Source organism: Nocardiopsis sp. iso_237, from assembly GCF_056173345.1.
On record NZ_CM149669.1, the window covers coordinates 178,697 to 197,823 of the forward strand.

At 70.4% G+C, this 19,127-nt stretch carries 16 protein-coding genes and 1 rRNA gene; 12 read left to right on the plus strand and 5 right to left on the minus strand.

Annotation, left to right across the window (positions count from 1 at the left end):
* Positions 1-103: 103 nt before the first annotated feature.
* From AC0VYM_RS00925 to AC0VYM_RS00945, 5 genes are all read left to right on the plus strand, one after another.
* On the plus strand, positions 104-277 hold the full coding sequence (locus AC0VYM_RS00925; RefSeq protein WP_475457861.1) for a DUF4244 domain-containing protein: 174 nt from the start codon (positions 104-106) through the stop codon (positions 275-277).
* A complete protein-coding gene (locus tag AC0VYM_RS00930; protein ID WP_475457863.1) occupies positions 255-614 on the plus strand; it encodes a TadE family type IV pilus minor pilin in 360 nt (119 codons plus the stop codon). The genes AC0VYM_RS00925 and AC0VYM_RS00930 overlap by 23 nt, the downstream gene beginning before the upstream one ends.
* Entirely contained in the window at positions 611-964 is a 354-nt protein-coding gene (locus tag AC0VYM_RS00935) for an Rv3654c family TadE-like protein (RefSeq protein WP_475457865.1), read from the plus strand. The genes AC0VYM_RS00930 and AC0VYM_RS00935 overlap by 4 nt, the downstream gene beginning before the upstream one ends.
* Positions 965-1,481: 517 nt before the next feature.
* Complete coding sequence (locus AC0VYM_RS00940; protein WP_475457867.1) at positions 1,482-2,045, plus strand: RNA polymerase sigma factor; 564 nt, start codon at positions 1,482-1,484, stop codon at positions 2,043-2,045.
* Positions 2,033-3,109, plus strand: a complete 1,077-nt coding sequence (locus AC0VYM_RS00945) for a CU044_5270 family protein (RefSeq protein ID WP_475457870.1) — start codon at positions 2,033-2,035, stop codon at positions 3,107-3,109. The genes AC0VYM_RS00940 and AC0VYM_RS00945 overlap by 13 nt, the downstream gene beginning before the upstream one ends.
* A gap of 47 nt (positions 3,110-3,156) precedes the next feature.
* Here the strand turns inward: AC0VYM_RS00945 and AC0VYM_RS00950 are convergent, their stop codons facing one another.
* From AC0VYM_RS00950 to AC0VYM_RS00970, 5 genes are all read right to left on the minus strand, one after another.
* Positions 3,157-3,894, minus strand: a complete 738-nt coding sequence (locus tag AC0VYM_RS00950; protein WP_475457872.1) for a type II secretion system F family protein — start codon at positions 3,892-3,894, stop codon at positions 3,157-3,159.
* 280 nt (positions 3,895-4,174) lie between these two features.
* Entirely contained in the window at positions 4,175-4,825 is a 651-nt protein-coding gene (locus tag AC0VYM_RS00955) for a type II secretion system F family protein (RefSeq protein ID WP_475457874.1), read from the minus strand.
* Entirely contained in the window at positions 4,822-6,015 is a 1,194-nt protein-coding gene (locus AC0VYM_RS00960) for a TadA family conjugal transfer-associated ATPase (protein ID WP_475457876.1), read from the minus strand. Before AC0VYM_RS00960 ends, AC0VYM_RS00955 begins: the two co-directional genes overlap by 4 nt.
* Complete coding sequence (gene ssd, locus AC0VYM_RS00965; protein ID WP_475457878.1) at positions 6,012-7,058, minus strand: septum site-determining protein Ssd; 1,047 nt, start codon at positions 7,056-7,058, stop codon at positions 6,012-6,014. The genes AC0VYM_RS00960 and ssd overlap by 4 nt, the downstream gene beginning before the upstream one ends.
* A gap of 939 nt (positions 7,059-7,997) precedes the next feature.
* Complete coding sequence (locus tag AC0VYM_RS00970) at positions 7,998-8,810, minus strand: Fic family protein (protein WP_475457880.1); 813 nt, start codon at positions 8,808-8,810, stop codon at positions 7,998-8,000.
* Between the two features lie 205 nt (positions 8,811-9,015).
* Here AC0VYM_RS00970 and acs point away from each other — a divergent pair, with 205 nt between their 5' ends.
* The 7 genes from acs (at position 9,016) to AC0VYM_RS01005 (ending at position 19,106) form a co-directional block, all read left to right on the plus strand.
* On the plus strand, positions 9,016-10,986 hold the full coding sequence (acs, locus tag AC0VYM_RS00975; RefSeq protein ID WP_475457882.1) for an acetate--CoA ligase: 1,971 nt from the start codon (positions 9,016-9,018) through the stop codon (positions 10,984-10,986).
* 223 nt (positions 10,987-11,209) lie between these two features.
* Positions 11,210-11,698 carry a phage holin family protein gene (locus tag AC0VYM_RS00980; protein ID WP_475457884.1) on the plus strand — a complete coding sequence of 163 codons (489 nt, stop codon included), beginning with the start codon at positions 11,210-11,212 and terminating at the stop codon, positions 11,696-11,698.
* Between the two features lie 6 nt (positions 11,699-11,704).
* Entirely contained in the window at positions 11,705-12,649 is a 945-nt protein-coding gene (locus AC0VYM_RS00985) for an alpha/beta fold hydrolase (RefSeq protein WP_475457886.1), read from the plus strand.
* A 7-nt stretch (positions 12,650-12,656) separates the two neighbouring features.
* Entirely contained in the window at positions 12,657-13,172 is a 516-nt protein-coding gene (locus AC0VYM_RS00990; RefSeq protein ID WP_475457888.1) for a DUF309 domain-containing protein, read from the plus strand.
* A 613-nt stretch (positions 13,173-13,785) separates the two neighbouring features.
* Entirely contained in the window at positions 13,786-16,215 is a 2,430-nt protein-coding gene (locus tag AC0VYM_RS00995) for a sodium-translocating pyrophosphatase (RefSeq protein ID WP_475457891.1), read from the plus strand.
* A gap of 259 nt (positions 16,216-16,474) precedes the next feature.
* Positions 16,475-16,960, plus strand: coding sequence for a SixA phosphatase family protein (locus AC0VYM_RS01000; protein WP_475457893.1), 486 nt, complete (start codon positions 16,475-16,477; stop codon positions 16,958-16,960).
* Positions 16,961-17,573: 613 nt separating this feature from the next.
* Positions 17,574-19,106 (plus strand): 16S ribosomal RNA (locus tag AC0VYM_RS01005).
* The last annotated feature ends 21 nt before the right edge of the window (positions 19,107-19,127 follow it).

Here is a 19,127-nt window from a genome sequence, read left to right on the forward strand (position 1 = left end):
GTTGTCCACAGGCTGGGGACAACGCCTTCCCCTCCGCCAGAGGACACCGCACTCTGGAAGGACCGGGCGGAACCCCCTCCTCCCGGACCACCAGGGAGGTCCCGTGTTCCCTTGCCCGACGCCCGCCCCCGACCGGGGCATGAGCACCGCGGAGTACGCGGTCGGCACGATCGCCGCCGTCGCCATCGCGGGCGTGCTCTACCTCATCGCCACCAGCGAACCCGTCTCGGCCGCCCTCACCCAGGTGTTCGTCGATGCCCTCCAGCCCCGCCACTGACCACGGCTCCGTGACGATGGAGGCCGCCATGCTGCTGCCCACCCTGATGCTCGTGCTGGCCGTCGCCCTCGGCGGGATCGCGGCGGCCGAGGCCCGACTCTCCTGTGCCGACGCCGCCCGGATCGGGGCCCGGGCCCTGGCCCGTGGGGAACCGCCGGAACGGGCCCGGTCCCTGGCCCTGTCGGCGGCGCCGGAGGGGGCCGGCGTCGAGTTCTCCGAAGGTGAGGGAACGGCGCGGGTCATCGTTCGCGCCGAACTCAGGATCGGCCCCCTCCGGGCCCCGCCGCTCAGCGTCGGCGCCGACGCGGCGGTCCCCCTGGAGGCGCACGCGCGATGAACCGCAGCCTCCCGGACTCGGGTTCCGCGACGGTCTGGTGGATCTCGCTGAGCCTGGTCCTGTGGTTCCTGGTCCACGCCGTGCTCCTCACCTCGACCGCACGCCTGGACCGGGACCGCGCGGCGACCGCCGCCGACCTCGCCGCCCTCGCGGCGGCGGCCCGCGCGCACGAGGGATCGCACGCCGCCTGCGAGGTGGCCCGTCGGACCGCCGAGGCCAACGGGGCGGACCTCGACAGCTGTGACCTGGTCGACCTCACCGTCGAGGTGACGGTCTCCCGCACCACCTCGGCCCTGTCCCACGAGGTCACCGCCCGCTCCCGAGCCGGACCCGCCCACCCTCCCGGGTGACGCACCCGGCGGAAGCCCGTCCGCGCGGTTCGCCAGGGGGTTCGGGCAGAATCGGCCCAGGTCCCCCGGTGGACGCCCGTCCACGCCGTTCGTCAGGGGGTTCGGGCAGAACCGAGCCAGATTCCCCGGCGGACGGGGATCGTGCCCCCCTCTGGGGCCTTTCCGGTTCCGAAGCCCGATTCCCGGGGGCGTGTGACCGCCCGAGCCCCCGGGACAGGTGAGTCCCCGGCCCGCGACGAACCCGGCCGACGGCCGTGGCGCTCCTCTGATCCCGGGCGACCGGCGGTGATCGGCACCCCACGGCCGTCCTCTTCCAGCCGCCGTGGGGTGCGTCCGTGATGTGCGCGGTCCTCACCTTCGAGGCGAGACTGGCCACGGGTGCCCCTTCCACCTCCAGTGACAGGGCGGGTCCCTGTGACCCAGGACATACGTGGGCACTCGAAAAAAAAGTCGCCTCCCGACCGAACACACACCCCCTCCACAGACATAGACGGGTGAGAGAACGGGAGGAACGCCGATGCGAGAAGGCCGGGCCGGAGACGAACACTCCGACCGACGCGACTTCAACGACATGTTCGAAGAGCACTACGACGCGGTCTACCGCTACGCGCGACGGCGTGTGGGGGCCGACCAGGCCGATGACGTCGCCTCGGAGGCCTTCGCGGTGGCCTGGCAGCGCCGGGGGCGTCTGACCCCGGGCCAGGAACTGCCCTGGCTGTACGCCTGTGCGCGCCGGATCGGGCTCGCCCACACGCGTACGGCGCGACGCCAGGGGCTGATCGCCGAATCGCTCGGGCGTGAGACCGGGTCGGCCCACCACGACGACGCCGACCAGTTCCTCGACCGTGCCGGTGCCCTCGCGGCGCTGGCCCGGCTGACGGAGGTCGAACGCGAACTCGTGATGCTCGTGACCTGGGAGGGGCTCGACTGCCGACAGGCGGCGAAAGTGGTCGGCTGCACCCACGTCACCGCTCGCGGGCGTCTGCACCGGGCTCGCAGAAAACTGACCGCGTACATGAAGGAAGACGCCCCCGCACCCGCTCGGGTCCGCGTCCTGAAGGAGGCCCCGTGGACGACCTGACCGCCCTGCGCAACGCGTTCGAGGGCACCGACCCCGCCAAGGACGCTCGCCCCACCCCCGAGTCCCGACAGCGGGCGCGCCTGAACGCCATCGCGAAACTGGAGGAAGAGAACACCATGGCCCGTCCCCTGTGGAAGCGCATCCCCGTCCTGGCCGCCGGTGCGGCCACCGCCGCCCTCGCCGTCGGCGCGGGAGTGGTCATCCTGCCCGGTGACGACCCCGCGGGCATCCCCCTCGCCTACGCCGCGCAGCCCGAACCCATCGAGGTGGCCGGAGGCGAACCGGTCGACGGCACCGAGCCGCTGACGGAACTGGCCGACGTCACCGAGGCGCGCGGCGCGGCTCCGGGCGAGGGCGACGTCGCCTTCGTGTCCACCACCGGCACGCATCTGCACCTGCTCACCGCCAACGCCGGTGACGAGGACCCCGACGAGACGTACGGCTACCGGTTCGTGCCCTACGACTGGACGGGGTGGGAGGACCTGGAGGGCAACACGCGCCTGGACACCGAGCCGAAGCCCCCGCTGGAGACCGGTGGTGAGGAGGCCGACCACGAGTGGTTCCTGGAGCAGGGCAGCGAGTCCCACGAGGACACCCTGCACGAGAGCCTGGTGTGGCCCGCCGAGCTGCCCACCGACACGGACGGCATGCTCGAGGTGCTGGCGGACTTCGGTGAGGGGCCGCTCGACGAGTCCCTGCCCGCAGTGGCCAACGCGGCGGAAAGGCTCTACGAGTCGCGCCCGCTGTCCGGTGCCGAGGAGGCGGCGATCCAGCGGGTGCTCGCGGAGGTCGCGGACGTGACCTATCTGGGTACCGCCACCGACACCCTGAACCGTGAGGGCGAGCTGTTCTCCTTCACCGTGGAGGACGAGGGCCGCGTGTCCGAGGTCCGTTACATGTACGACGCCGAGGACGGCTCGCTGCTCTACCGCGACACCACCGTGCTGGAGCAGGACCCCGACTACGGCGACGCCGCCGACTTCGGGCTGGAGTACCCGCTCCTCACCGAGCAGGTCGGCTTCGTGTGGTCGGGCTGGGTCGGCGAGATCGGTCAGCGCCCCTGACCTGAAGCGGGGGGGGGGGCGGTGGACAGGGGTCCACCGCCCCTTCTTCAGTGGGCGAGGGCGGCCGACAGGAGTTCGGCCGCCATGGGCACGATGCCGATCAGGACGAAGGCGGGCAGGAAGCACAGGCCCAGTGGGGCGACCACCAGGACGCCCAGCCGCTCGACACGGGCGGTGGCCGCCGCCCTGGACCGGCGGCGAAGGTCCCGCACGTGCCGGTCGAGCAGGTCGGCCACGGGCGCGCCGGTCTCGGCGGCCCGGGCCAGGTCCGCGCCGACCGCCACCAGCGGCGCGGGCAGCGCCGATCGCTCCCAGGCCAGGGCGGGCTCGGCTCCCAGTCTCAGTTGGTCCCGCACCGCGGACAGCTCCGCACCCAGGTCGCCGCGTGCCGCTCCGGCGACCGCTCCCAGACAGGAAGGGAGTGTGGCCCCGGCCCGGACCCCCGACGCGAGCAGGCCGATGAGCACGGGGAGGTCGTCGGTGACCGGCAGCCGTGGGGAGCGCTGTCGGTCCTGGCGGGAACGCCACCACAGGTAGGCGCCCGCGCCCAGCGCGGCGAGCACGCCCACCCCTCCGAGGAGGGCGACCAGCAGTGTCGCGGCACCGACCAGGGCGACGAGCCGTAGCCACGGCCCCGCCCTGCGCCTGATCCCGGCGACCCGCCCGACGTGGTTCCTCGGCTCCGGGGTACCGAGCACCTCTCGGAGCACCCGTGGGCGGTCCGAACCGCACAGGACCCACACCGACCCCGCCGCGCACAGCACCGCCGCCACCTCGAAGAACATCCCTCCTCCTTCGTCGTTTCCCAGCGGGTCCGACCACGGCCCGCCCGTCCCGGGAACCCACCTCCCCTGCTGACAGGGGAGTACGATCCTCGGTCGCACCCGTCGCACCCGTCGCACCCGTCGCACCCGTCGCACCCGTCGCACCCGTCGCACCCGTCGCACCCGTCGCACCCGTCGCACCCGTCGCACCCCCGAGGCCTCGGACTCGTGGATCTCAGGTGTCGCACCGGGTTCACGTCACCGCTCCTCGGACTCGTGGGTCTGGGGTGTCGCACCGGGTTCACGTCACCGCTCCTCGGACCATGCGCAGGGTCCACCAGGCGCCGAGGACGTCGAGCAGCACCCCGGCGCCCAGGCAGAGCAGGCCCACGGGGGTGGTGAACAGGAACACCAGCGGTGAACCGCCCAGACCCGCCGACATCGCCATCCCGACCAGCGGCAACCCGGCCAGCACCAGGGCGGTGGTGCGCGGACCGGCGGTCCGCGCCCGCACCTCGGCCCGCTGCTCCTCGCGTTCGGTCAGGCTCTCCGCCAGTTCGTCCACCACCCCGGCCAGCCCGGCACCGGTCTCCGACGCCACCTCCCAGCAGGCCGCCAGGTAGGCGAGCGCCCACAGGTCCTCGTCCCGTTCGGCCGCTCTGCGGAGCGAGGCCACGTCCGACACCGCGCCGACCAGTGGACCCGTCTCCAGGACCGCGACCCTCAGCGCCGTCTCCGGGGGTTGCCCGGAGCGGAGCTCGACCGCCATCACCCGGCAGAGCTGGACCACGGCCCACCGACGTTCCGACCCCCGGGCGCGGCGGGCGAGCGGCGCCTTCAGACGGGGGAGGGGGCGGCGCGAGCGCGCGGGCACCACGGCCAGCCGGTACCAGCCGGTCGGCGCGGACCAGGCCAGGGCGGCCGCCAGCGCGCACACCAGCAGGAGGGTCATCGTCGCCACCCCCGCCCCAGGCGGGCGGCCACCTCCTCCGCGCCGGGGTGTTCGTGTCTGTGCCCGTCCGGGGTGAAGGCCACCGCGGGTTCGGCGCGCACCAGACCGGAGGACCCTTGGCGAAGAACCCTGATCTCGGAGAGGCGGCGCCCTCCCTGATCCCTGACCAGGTGGACCACCAGGACCCCGGTGGCGGCGAGCTGGCTGTGCACCGCGCCCCGGCTGAGCCCGGCGGCGCACCCCATGGCCTCCACCCGGGCGGGCACCTCCTCCGCCCCGTTGGCGTGCAGGGTCCCGGCGCCTCCCCGGTGCCCGGTGTTGAGGGCACCCAGCAGCGACACGATCTCAGGGCCGCGCGCCTCACCGACCACGAGTCGGTCCGGGCGCATCCGCAGCCCCTGGCGGACCAGGGTCTCCAGCGAGACCTCCCCGCTGCCCTCGATGTTGGCCGGGCGGGTCTGGAGGCGCACCACGTGCGGGTGGTCGGGGCGGAGCTCGGGGGAGTCCTCCGCGAGCACGATCCGCTCCTCCGGGTCCACCAGGGACAGCAGAGAGGAGAGCAGCGTGGTCTTCCCCGTCCCGGTACCACCGCTGACCAGGAAGGGTTCACGGTGGGAGACGAGGGCGCGGAGCAGGTCCGCGCCCGAGGGGGTGAGGGTGCCGCTGGCGGTCAGCACCTCGAGGCCGAACACCTTCCGTGGCGGGATCCGCAGGGACAGGCAGGCCCCCTCGGGGGCGATCGGCGGCAGTACCGCGTGCAGTCGGGCCCCGCCGGGAAGGCGGGCGTCCACGTAGGGCGCGGCCGCGTCGAGGCGGCGACCCGCCTGGAAGGCGAGCCGCTGGGCGAGCCTGCGGACCTCGTCCTCGGACGTGAAGCGCACCTCGCGGACCCGGCGCAGCCCCTCACCGGAGTCGACCCAGACCTGGTCCGGCCCGTTGACCAGGACGTCGGTGACGTCGGAGGTGAGCAGTTCCTCCAGGGGCCCGGCCCCGGAGAGGTCGGCGGCCAGCCTCCTGGTCATCGCGAGCAGTTCCCGGTCGCCCAGGGCTCCGCCCTCGGAGCGGATCGCGGTGGCGACGTTGGCCGGGGTGACCGGCGCGCCGGAGGCCACGAACCGGTCGCGGACCCGCTCCAGTACCGAGGGCTCCGACGCCGCGCGGGGGGCGCGCCGGTCCCAGACGGCGCTCACCGGGCCTCCCGGAGGGAGCACACGACCCGGTCCGCGTAGCGGGCCAGCGGTGACCGGGGGTTCCGGGCGGGGACCTCGCCCACCCGCAGGGCCCGGGACAGCCCCGGTTCGGGTGGCAGGTCGGCACCGAGCTCCACCCCCAGTGCCGTGGTGACCACCCCGGTGGACAGGCCGCCCCTGGCCCCGCGTACCACCGCGCGCACCCGTGCCGTCTCCTGCCGCAGCCGGTGGGTCATGCGCGCGGCGGAGACCACCGAGTACACGTCGGCGGGGACCACCACGAGCACGAGGGTGGAGTGGTTGAGGAAGACGGTGGTGCCCGGGTCGAAGCAGCGGGGGAGGTCCGTCACCACCAGGTCGGTGCCCCGGCGGGCGGAGTCCAGCGCGGCCCGGGCCGCCCCCACGGGGAGCGGGTGCCCCTGTTCGCCGCCGTCGCGCCGGTCCCAGGTGAGCACGTCCACCCGGCCGACCCGGGGCAGGCCCTCCCGCAGGGTCCGCCAGGGCACGCGGCCGCGTTGTCGGAGCAGGTCGGCCCAGCCGGTGCGGGACCGTGGGTCGGTGTGGTCGCAGCCCAGGTAGACGTCGGCTCCGCAGCCCAGGGGGTCGGCGTCGAGCAGGGCGGTGGCCAGTCCGGCCCGCTCCCCGGCGAGGGAGAGGGCGGCCGAGAGCAGGCTGGCCCCCGCGCCGCCCCGGCCGCCGACCACCGAGACCACGGGTGCCGGTGAGCGGTCGGAGACGGAGGAGAACAGGTCGACGAGGGCCGACTCGTCCCGGGGCAGCAGGTAGACGCCCTCGCGGCGGGTGTCCTCGGTGCCGTGGGCGACCACCGCGACCCGTGGGTGGGGCGGGGGACCGGCGGCGCGCAGGGCGGGGTCCAGGTCGAGGCCGACCACGACGAGCGGGGAGCGGTCCCACGCGCGCAGGGCCTGTTCGGGGTCGGGGGCGACGGTGACCTCGGTGGCGGCCGCAGCCGTCAGTCGGAGGAGGTCGTCGAGGAGGGCGGGGTCTGCGGTGGCGATGAGGGTGCGCTGCGGGACGTCCATCGGACCTTCCGGGAGGGCGGGGAACCTGCCCTTTCGACCTTCGCCGAATCGGGGGCGCGGCGGAAGGCCCGGTGCGGATCTGTGGATAACCCGGTGACGACCGGAGCTCGGCGGAGGGGACCGGCGGCGGCCCCACCCGGCGGGCGGGACACACGTACGGGGGCTGTCGTGCGTCCCTGCCCGTCAGGTGAGACGGAGCGGAGGTCGTCGAGCGGACCCCACAGGGGGAACTGGGGGCCACTCGGTTCCGGCCTCGGGGGGACAGGCCGGAGTCCGCTCTCCGGGGAAGGGTCCATCGGGAGCGCTGGTCCGTACGCGCGGAACCCCGTGCGGGGTGTCCGGGTTCGTACTTCTCGCGAGGAACGACGGTGACGCTGATTCGTGGGCGCAATGTCCGCATTGGCGGCTTGTGTCCATTAGGACAGAAGCCCGGAGTTTTGGCCCGTCGCTGTCGACCCTTCGCGCGACTCCGGAACAGACGCTATCACGAGAGACTGACTATCGGTTCGGGAATCCAACAGAAAAACTTCGCCCCGCCACCTTTTGGAAGAAGGATCCCCGGCCTACAAACAAAGGAGACGGTGTCCGGGTCCGCTCCGGCGTGCGGGTCGAGAAGCCGCGCCACGCGGGGTCCCACAGGGTCGGCCGAGCTTTCGTGGGGCCGCGTTCTTCCAGGTCGGGGCATATGTGGTGGCGACTTCTATCGCGATCCCGCGCGCCGTAAACGGCACCCCGGACAGTCATCCGGGGTGCCGTTCGGATGCACGTGCATGTGCGTGAGCAATCAGGAAACATTCGCGCACGTTCAAGCGTGATCGAAACGAGATGCGTCCGCGTCATTGCGCGTTGGTAAATCAAGTGAGAGGGGCGAACTGGCGATTATCCGAGAGAGCCGAACGCGGTTCGACGAACACCGTTCGGTTCTGCTGGAGCGGCCGATCAGCCGCGCTTGAGCGCCTCACACGTGGCGAGCGAGTCCTGGGCGCCGGCCCGCACCGCGCGGCAGCAGTACACGACCCACTCCGCGACCCCCTCGGCGGTGCCCGACATGTACGCGCGCAGCGCCGGGGCGTACTCGTCCCTCAGGGTCTGGTGACCCAGCTCGGACGTGACCAGGGACTTGGGGTCCAGCCCGCGCTCCACCAGGGTCAGCCGCTCGGCGGCACGCGCCACCAGCCCGTCCCCCCAGCCGAACGGACGGATCGCCATCAGCTCGCCGTGCACCAGCGCCGACGTCACCAGGGCGGGAACCTTCGTCCGCGCGCCGAGCAGCGCGTACAGGCCCTCCAACCGGGCGGCGGCCTCCGCCGCGCTCGGCGCCGGACCGAGGTCCATCGGGTCCTCGACCCGCTCACCCTCCAGTCGGGGGCGGCCCAGGGCGTCCTCGGACACGGCGTCGGCCGCGGCCAGGGTGTGCAGTCGCGCCAGCGCCTGCCGGGGAGCCTGGGGCCAGGTGTCCACCATCGTGCCCAGCTCGCCGCCGACACGGAGCGCGCCCTTGATCCGGGTGTCGTACACGTGGCCCTCGCGGATCTCGTCCATCGAGACCTCGGCCCCCTCCAGGGCGGCCGACGCGCACGCGCCCCGCAGGGAGGACTCCATGGACACGTCGCTGCTCCGACGGCGCAGGATGCGGTGCCCCAGCAGCCTGTCGACCAGGGTCCGCGTCTCGTTCACCGCGTCGCTCACCCCCGGAAGCCCGGCGATCCGGGACAGTGGGTCGGACGGGGATGCAGAAGTCGATTCGCTCACGGAAACCAACACTACGCGTCGGTAACACCGGCTGCTCCACGGCCCGGGGCGGGCTCCGAGGGACCGCTCGTCGCGGACCGGTGACCGTTCACCGACCGTTCGTCGCGCGCCCGCGCCACGCGGTCGCTGTACGCCGACCCGGCTGTTCCCCCGGTATGGACCACATGATTAGGCTGGACGCACAGCCGACGTAAGGAGAATCACAGTGGCCGACAGCACTCCCCCGAGCCAGGAGACACTGTCCAACCTTCTCCACGAGACCAGGAGCTTCCCGCCGCCCGCGGACCTCGCGGAGCACGCCAACGTCAAGGCCGACGCCTACGACACGGCCAACGGTGACCGCCTGGCCTTCTGGGAGGAGCAGGCCCGGAGGCTCCAGTGGGAGCGGACCTGGGACACCGTCCTGGACTGGCAGCCGCCCTACGCGCAGTGGTTCGTCGGTGGTCGGATCAACGCCTCCGTCAACTGTCTGGACCGGCACGTCGACGCCGGCATCGGGGACCGCGTCGCCCTCCAGTGGGAGGGGGAGCCCGGCGACAGCCGCGCGATCACCTACGCCGAACTCAAGGACCAGGTCTCCCAGGCGGCCAACGCCCTCACCGCGCTGGGCGTGACCAAGGGCGACCGCGTCGCCATCTACATGCCGATGATCCCCGAGACCGTCGTCGCCATGCTCGCCTGCGCCCGCATCGGCGCCGTGCACATGGTCGTCTTCGGCGGCTTCTCCGTGGACGCCCTCGGCCAGCGCCTGGACGACAGCCAGGCCAAGCTCGTCATCACGGCGGACGGCGGCTACCGGCGCGGCAAGCCCAGCGCCCTCAAGCCCGCCGTGGACGGCGCCGTCGCGGACCGCCCCGCCGTCGAGAACGTCCTCGTGGTGCGCCGCACCGGCCAGGACGTCGAGTGGAACGAGCGCGACGTCTGGTGGCACGACGTCGTCGAGACCGCCAGCACCGAGCACACCCCCGAGGCGCACGACGCCGAGCACCCGCTGTACATCATGTACACGAGCGGCACCACGGCCAAGCCCAAGGGCATCCTGCACACCACCGGCGGCTACCTCACGCAGGCCTCCTACACCCACTGGGCGGTCTTCGACCTCAAGCCGGAGACCGACGTCTACTGGTGCGCCGCCGACATCGGCTGGGTGACCGGCCACTCCTACATCGTGTACGGCCCGCTCTCCAACGCGGCCACCGTCGTCATGTACGAGGGCACCCCGGACACCCCGCACAAGGGCCGCTTCTGGGAGATCATCGAGAAGTACAAGGTCACCATCGCCTACATGGCGCCCACGGCGATCCGCACCTTCATGAAGTGGGGCGACGAGATCCCCGCCGGGTACGACCTCTCCAGCCTGCGGGTGATCGGCTCGGTCGGTGAGCCCATCAACCCCGAGGCCTACATGTGGTACCGGGAGAACATCGGCGGCGGGAAGACCCCGGTGGTGGACACCTGGTGGCAGACCGAGACCGGCGCGATCATGGTCAGCCCGCTCCCCGGCGTGACCTCGGGCAAGCCCGGCGCCGCGATGCGCGCCGTCCCGGGCATCGTCGCGGACGTGGTGGACGAGGAGGGAAAGTCCGTCCCGGACGGCGAGGGCGGCTTCATCGTCATCCGCGAGCCGTGGCCGTCCATGCTGCGCGGCATCTGGGGCGACGACCAGCGCTACAAGGACACCTACTGGTCGCGCTTCGAGGGCCTCTACTTCCCGGGTGACGGCGCCAAGAAGGACGAGGACGGCGACCTGTGGCTGCTCGGCCGCGTGGACGACGTCATGCTGGTCTCCGGCCACAACATCTCCACGACCGAGGTGGAGTCCGCCCTGGTCTCCCACCCGAAGGTCGCGGAGGCGGCCGTCGTGGGCGCCGTCGACAAGGTGACCGGTCAGGCCATCGTCGGCTTCGTCATCCTGCGCGGCGGTGCCGAGGAGGTCCCCGCGGACCTGGTCCAGGAACTGCGCAACCACGTCGGCACCTCGCTCGGCCCCATCGCCAAGCCCGCCCGGCTCCTCGCAGTTCCCGAGCTGCCCAAGACCCGCTCCGGCAAGATCATGCGCCGTCTGCTGCGCGACATCGCGGAGGAGCGGGAGATCGGTGACACCTCGACCCTGACCGACTCGTCGATCATGGACGTGATCGCCAAGCAGCTGCCCTCCGCCAAGAAGGGCGACTGAACGGTCTGACCGCGCGACCTCGCGCGACGTCCCCGGCCGCCGCCCGGCCCGGACACCACGGCGCCCCGCCCCTTCCGAAGGGACGGGGCGCCGTTCCCGCTCACCCACGTGACGAAACCGAAGCCTCCGGTTTTGCGTGCCGTGAGAGACACGGGAGGGAGGGCATGTGCGAGGATGCGGAGGATCATCCACGTGTACGGACCGAGAGAAGGGAACCCCCACGATGGTGGACAAGCCGGGTACCGGCCGACCTGGCACTGCCAGCGACTCCGACCGTTCCATCGGTGAGCTGGTCTCCGACGCCACCGACAACCTCTCCCGCATCGTGCGGCTGGAGATCAAGCTCGCCAAGCTCGAGGCCAAGGCCGACGCGACGAAGATCGGCAAGAGCGTCGGTGAGTTCGGGGCCGCGGCCTTCGTCCTCCACCTCGTCCTGATCCTGTTCTCGGTCACCGTGGGACTCTTCCTCGCCGAGGTGGTCGGGTGGGCCTTCTGGCTCTCCTTCCTCACCGTCACCGGCTTCTACCTGCTGATCGCCGCCGTCCTCGTCCTGGTCGCCGTGATCAACCTGCGCCGCCGCCAGGGACTGGCCCGCACTGCGGTCACCACCTCCCGGCTCATGGGCATCCTGCGCGGCGAGATCCGCCCGCCCCGGGACGGTTCGGTCGAGCCCGCCACGGACAGCGAGACCGCCGAACCCGCCAGCCGTTAGCCTCCGGTGCTGGACGACTCGGCCGCCTACGTCGACGGCCCCTGGACCCACCGCACGCTCAGCGCCGCCGGTGCCCGGTTCCACGTGGCCGAACTCGGTGAGGGCCCGCTCGTCCTCCTCCTGCACGGATTCCCCCAGTTCTGGTGGGCCTGGCGCGCCCAGCTGACCGGCCTGGCCGAGGCCGGGTACCGCGCCGTCGCGGTCGACCTGCGCGGCTACGGCGCCAGCGACAAGACACCGCGCGGCTACGACCTGGTGGGACTGGCCCAGGACATGGCGAGCCTGGTCCGCGCGCTCGGCGCTGCGGACGCCGTCGTCGTCGGCCACGGGGTCGGCGGACTGGTCGGCTGGACCATGACGGCCCACCACCCCGGCGCGGTCCGTGCCCTGGCCGCAGTGTCCGCCCCCCACCCCCGCCGTGCCGCCCGCGTCCTGTTCTCCGGGGGACCGGGCACCCCGCACCTGCTCCGCGCCCAGGTGCCGGTCCTGCCCGAACACCGCCTCCTCACTGACGGCTGTGTCCGCGTGGGCGAGCTCCTGGACTCCTGGTCCGCTCCCGGCTGGCCGGACCCGGAGACGGCGGAGCGCTACCGCCTCGCGTTCGCCATCCCGAAGGTCTCGCACTGTTCGCTGGAGTACCACCGCTGGATCTTCCGGTCGCGGTTCCGCTCGGACGGGTTCAGGTACGGCCGCAGCATGCGGCACCCGGTGGGTGTGCCCGTCCTCCAGCTGCACGGTGCCCTGGACCGGGTGTGTCCGCCCGGGGTGGCGCGCTCCTCCCGCCGGTGGGTGCGCGGTCCCTTCAGGTGGGTGGAGGTTCCGGGCGCCGGACACTTCCCGCACGAGGAGCGCCCGCGTGAGGTGGAACGCGCTCTCGTAGGGTGGTTGCGGGAAGTCGACGGTGGACTCGGCGTCACGGGTGACCGGGGCGCCGACGGCGAACGGCGGTGAGGAACGTATGACCAGGGGACCTCGGCCCGGGGCGGACGGCGTCCGCGATCGCAACGAGTCCGGGCAGGCGCAGAACCAGCGCCCGCGTGACCGCTACGGCCGTCCGATGCCGCACGGCAGTGTCGGTGAGGTCGACCGGGTGCCCGACGACGCGGTGTTCACCGTGGAGGAGGGCATCGCGGAGGCGCAGCGTCTGCTCGACGGTGGTTTCGCGTTCACGGCGCACGAGGTGCTCGAAGCCGTCTGGAAGTCCGTGCCGGACCCGGAACGGGAGCTGTGGCGGGGCCTCGCGCAGACGGCGGTCGGTGTCACCCACGCGCAGCGAGGCAACCGGGTGGGGGCGGCGCGGCTGCTCAGGCGCGGCGCGGACCGGGTGGAGGCCTTCGGTCCGGACGCGCCGCACGGTGTGGACGTGGCCGGAGTGGCGGCGTTCGCACGGGGCCTGGCCGACGACCTCGACTCCGGCCGCGCGACCTCCGGGGACGGCATCGATCCCTCGGGGATGCGGCTGCGCCGAGCGTAGTTCCGTACGGACCGAAAAACCCTTCCTGCCCTCTCCCCGTCTCCTTTCCGGGAGAGGGTCCGCGCCTCGTGCCACGGAGGGGAGCCCGATCGCGCGGAACACCGGCTCGGACCCGGTGTCGATGTTGAACCTGGGTCCTGCGTGCCGGATGAGGCCTAAGGGGCAACTTCCATGTTCCAGGCTTTATGCGTACTTTAACGTTAACATCGAGTTAACGCATTATACGATGCCATGCGGGGCCAACAATGCCACTAAAGGCATTTATCCGATTCCCAGGATCACCGTGAGATCACATCTTTAATCTCTCTTGGACAAATGCCGAACCGCCTCTCTGCTTTATTCGGTTCCGTGCGTAGAATCCCGGGATCACCGTCCGCGCGTGCGTGACTGCGGGCGGCGTTCACCACACAGGAAGGTGGCACCGCTTCGACCCCGGCAAGCGTGCCGTCGAGCCAGTTCAGGAGCCTTTCGGACGGCGGTACGTCCACGGCGGTGCGCGGCACCGGAGCCCACGTGGCCGACGGCCCACGCACCCCCGACAAGGGGCCGAAAAGGACGTGCCCGTCTCAAGGAGGACGGATTGTCTGGGCTCAACCTAGCCACGGGAAGTGGCATGGCACTGGCACTGGAGGGCCGGGACCTCACCCTCGTCATCCTCGTCATGGTGGTCGCGCTACTCGCGCTCGCCGTCGCGGGGATGCTCGTTCGTGAGGTTCTCGCCGCCGGCCAGGGCACCGAGCGAATGCGCAACATCGCGGTCGCGGTACAGGAAGGAGCCGCGGCCTATCTGAAACGGCAGTTCCGCACCCTCGCGGTGTTCGTCGTCGCCATTCCCCTTCTTCTGCTTCTGCTCCCGGCCGACACATGGGCCATCGCCATCGGCCGGTCGGTCTTCTTCGCGCTCGGCGCGCTGCTCTCGGCCGCCACCGGGTTCATCGGCATGTGGCTCGCGGTACGCGGCAACGTCCGCGTGGCGGCCGCCGCCCGGGGAGGCACGGAGAGCGACAACCACACCGCCATGCGGATCGCCTTCCGCACCGGCGGCGTCGCGGGCATGATCACCGTCGGCCTCGGCCTCTTCGGCGCCGCCCTCGTCGTCCTCCTCTACCGGGGCGACGCTCCCATCGTCCTGGAGGGCTTCGGCTTCGGCGCCGCCCTCCTCGCGATGTTCATGCGTGTCGGCGGCGGCATCTTCACCAAGGCCGCGGACGTCGGCGCCGACCTCGTCGGCAAGGTCGAACAGGGCATCCCCGAGGACGACCCGCGCAACGCCGCGACCATCGCGGACAACGTCGGTGACAACGTGGGCGACTGCGCGGGCATGGCCGCGGACCTCTTCGAGTCCTACGCCGTGGTGCTCGTCGCCTCGCTCATCCTCGGCCGCGTCGCCTTCGGTACCGAGGGCCTGGTCTTCCCGCTGCTGGTCCCGATGATCGGTGTCCTCACCGCCATCATCGGGATCTTCATCGTGGCGCCCAGGACCCGGGACCGCAGCGCGATGACCGCGATCAACCGGGGCTTCTTCATCTCCGCCGCGATCTCCGCCGTCCTGGTCACCGTCACGGCCTTCTGGTACCTGCCCAGCAGCTTCGAGCAGATGTCCGGGGTCAGCGACACCGTCCTCCAGGAGATCGCGGACGCCGGGACCAACCCCGACCCCAGGTTCATCGCGGTCGCGGCGGTCCTCATCGGCCTGGTGCTCGCCGCCGCCATCCAGCTGCTCACCGGCTACTTCACCGAGACCGACAAGCGTCCGGTCAGGGACATCGGGGAGAGCTCGCAGACCGGTGCCGCCACCGTCATCCTGTCCGGCATCTCCGTCGGCCTGGAGTCGGCGGTCTACTCGGCCCTGCTCATCGCCGGTGCCGTGTACGCCGCCTTCCTCCTCGGGGGCGGGTCCATCACCCTGAGCCTGTTCGCCGTCGCCCTCGCGGGCACGGGCCTGCTGACCACGGTCGGCATCATCGTCGCGATGGACACCTTCGGCCCGGTCTCCGACAACGCCCAGGGCATCGCGGAGATGTCCGGTGACGTCGAGGGCAAGGGCGCGGACATCCTCACCGGGCTCGACGCGGTCGGCAACACCACGAAGGCGATCACCAAGGGCATCGCGATCGCCACGGCGGTCCTGGCCGCCACGGCCCTCTTCGGCGCCTTCCGTACCTCGGTCCAGGAGCGGCTCGGGGACACCGAGGTCTTCTCCCTCTCCCTGGACCAGCCCGACGTGCTCGTCGGCGTCATCATCGGCGCCAGCGTCGTGTTCTTCTTCTCCGGCCTGGCGATCATGGCGGTCGGCCGGGCCGCCCAGCGCGTGGTCCTGGAGGTGCGCAACCAGTTCCGCACCCGCCCGGGGATCATGGACGGCACGGAGAAGCCGGAGTACGCGCGGGTGGTCGACATCTGCACGAAGGACTCGCTGCGGGAGCTGGTCACCCCCGGCCTCCTCGCGGTCCTGGCCCCCATCGCGGTCGGCTTCGCCTTCGGGTACGCCCCGCTCGGCGCCTTCCTCGGCGGCGCGATCGCCGCGGGTGTGCTCATGGCGGTGTTCCTCTCCAACTCCGGCGGCGCCTGGGACAACGCCAAGAAGCTGGTGGAGGACGGACACCACGGCGGCAAGGGTTCGGCCGCCCACGAGGCGACCGTCATCGGTGACACGGTCGGTGACCCCTTCAAGGACACCGCCGGACCGGCCATCAACCCGCTGCTCAAGGTGATGAACCTCGTCGCCCTGATCGTCGCGCCCAGCGTGGTGATCTACGCGGACAACGTCGCCCTGCGGGTCGGGGTGACCGTGGTCGCGGTCGGTGTGCTGGTCGGCGCGGTCCTCTGGTCGAAGAACCGTGGATCGGGTACCGAGACGGACCTCGCGGAGACCAGCGGTGTCTCCGCGCCCAAGGACGCCCCGGAGGCCGGAGACGGTGGTGCCGTCACCGGTGGCGGGGACCGGGGCGCGGACGTCGCGGGCGGCGACGCGGCCGACCCCGCCGAGGAGGACGGCGGGCACAGGGAGGAGGCCCGGGCCGGGGAGGCCAACCAGGGCTGATGCCGGGTCCGGACCCGACCGGGGCCGGACCGAACAGCTGGCGCGGCCGTCCGGGACATCCCGGGCGGCCGCGCCGCGTGGGGTGAGGGGGCGGTTCCGGACCTTCGGCGCACACCTAACCTGGGGGGACGCCTCCGACAGCGGGGACAGCCAGAGCGAGGGAGTGGGCCTTGACGGGGATGAAGGGTTTGTTGGTCATCGTGGGGGCGATGGTGGGCTTCATGGCCCTGCTCGCCATCGTCGCGACGGCGCTCTCGTCATGAGTCGCACGCTGCTGCTCATGCGCCACGCGCAGGCGGAGGACGGCCACGGGGTCACCGACCACGGGCGCCCCCTCACCGACAGGGGCCGGAAACAGGCCGCACTGGTGGGGCGGGTCCTGGCCGAGCACGGTCACGTCCCCGACCACGTGATCTGCTCGACGGCCGAGCGGACCCGCCAGACGCTGGACGGTGTCCTGGGAGCCATGGACCCGACCGTGCGCGCGGGCCTCGCCGTCGACTACTCGGAGTCGGCCTACCTCGCAAGGGTGGACGAGCTGTGGGAACTGATCAACCAGGTCGACGCCGACGCCGAGACCGTCCTGGTGGTGGGACACAACCCGACCATCGCCCAGGTGGCCGCGTCGCTCGTCGGACACGAGGCCCTGACGGCCTTCGCCCCGGCGACGGTCGCCGCCGTGTCACTGGAGGTGGAGTGGCTGTACGCCGCCCCGGGGACGGGCGAGGGACGCCTCCTCAACTGATGTGACCCACGGCATAGGGAGAACCGTTTGCGGCGCTCCGGCGCGGGGGGTAATGTTCTCCGAGTCGCCTCCGACCGGCCCAAGGTCGCAAGGAGGGATCAGGATCTTCTCGATCGAAACGAACACGGGTTCTCCGTGGGCGTGATCAGATCTTCGAGTCAGACAATCTCCGAAACACTCCGGTTCGAGCACTGCTCGGGCCATGTAAACTCGGAGAGTCGCTTCAAGGAAACGAGCAAAAGCCGCAAGGCAGCAACTCGGAACCAAACGAAGTAAAACGGGCTTTACCCCGATCTGGTCAACACAAACCGCCGATTTGGCGGGGCGCGGAACACCTGATAAAGTAAAGACACAACAAAGCGGAAACGCAGAGGCCTTCTCCGGAAGAGCAGACGGAACCTTGAGGTTCTGGCGCTTGTACGGGAAGAGCGATTGTTTCTTGAGAACTCAACAGCGCGTGTTTGATTTTCTTTAAGCCATGTTTGTTTTGGCCCCGACGCACTTCGGTGCGTAGGGTTCCTTTGATTAACCAACGCGAGTTGGTTGGTCAGGATTTCTTCTAGGTTTACTCGCCCCAGGCTGACCTCTGGTCGCCGGGACGGGTTGTTTGACCTTTATGGAGAGTTTGATCCTGGCTCAGGACGAACGCTGGCGGCGTGCTTAACACATGCAAGTCGAGCGGTAAGGCCCTTCGGGGTACACGAGCGGCGAACGGGTGAGTAACACGTGAGCAACCTGCCCCTGACTCCGGGATAAGCGGTGGAAACGCCGTCTAATACCGGATACGACCCGCCACCTCATGGTGGAGGGTGGAAAGTTTTATCGGTCAGGGATGGGCTCGCGGCCTATCAGCTTGTTGGTGGGGTAACGGCCTACCAAGGCGATTACGGGTAGCCGGCCTGAGAGGGCGACCGGCCACACTGGGACTGAGACACGGCCCAGACTCCTGCGGGAGGCAGCAGTGGGGAATATTGCACAATGGGCGAAAGCCTGATGCAGCGACGCCGCGTGGGGGATGACGGCCTTCGGGTTGTAAACCTCTTTTACCACCAACGCAGGCTCCACGTTCTCGTGGGGTTGACGGTAGGTGGGGAATAAGGACCGGCTAACTACGTGCCAGCAGCCGCGGTAATACGTAGGGTCCGAGCGTTGTCCGGAATTATTGGGCGTAAAGAGCTCGTAGGCGGCATGTCGCGTCTGCTGTGAAAGACCGGGGCTTAACTCCGGTTCTGCAGTGGATACGGGCATGCTAGAGGTAGGTAGGGGAGACTGGAATTCCTGGTGTAGCGGTGAAATGCGCAGATATCAGGAGGAACACCGGTGGCGAAGGCGGGTCTCTGGGCCTTACCTGACGCTGAGGAGCGAAAGCATGGGGAGCGAACAGGATTAGATACCCTGGTAGTCCATGCCGTAAACGTTGGGCGCTAGGTGTGGGGACTTTCCACGGTTTCCGCGCCGTAGCTAACGCATTAAGCGCCCCGCCTGGGGAGTACGGCCGCAAGGCTAAAACTCAAAGGAATTGACGGGGGCCCGCACAAGCGGCGGAGCATGTTGCTTAATTCGACGCAACGCGAAGAACCTTACCAAGGTTTGACATCACCCGTGGACCTGTAGAGATACAGGGTCATTTAGTTGGTGGGTGACAGGTGGTGCATGGCTGTCGTCAGCTCGTGTCGTGAGATGTTGGGTTAAGTCCCGCAACGAGCGCAACCCTTGTTCCATGTTGCCAGCACGTAATGGTGGGGACTCATGGGAGACTGCCGGGGTCAACTCGGAGGAAGGTGGGGACGACGTCAAGTCATCATGCCCCTTATGTCTTGGGCTGCAAACATGCTACAATGGCCGGTACAATGGGCGTGCGATACCGTAAGGTGGAGCGAATCCCTTAAAGCCGGTCTCAGTTCGGATTGGGGTCTGCAACTCGACCCCATGAAGGTGGAGTCGCTAGTAATCGCGGATCAGCAACGCCGCGGTGAATACGTTCCCGGGCCTTGTACACACCGCCCGTCACGTCATGAAAGTCGGCAACACCCGAAACTTGTGGCCTAACCCTTCGGGGAGGGAATGAGTGAAGGTGGGGCTGGCGATTGGGACGAAGTCGTAACAAGGTAGCCGTACCGGAAGGTGCGGCTGGATCACCTCCTTTCTAAGGAGTCTTTTGAAGACC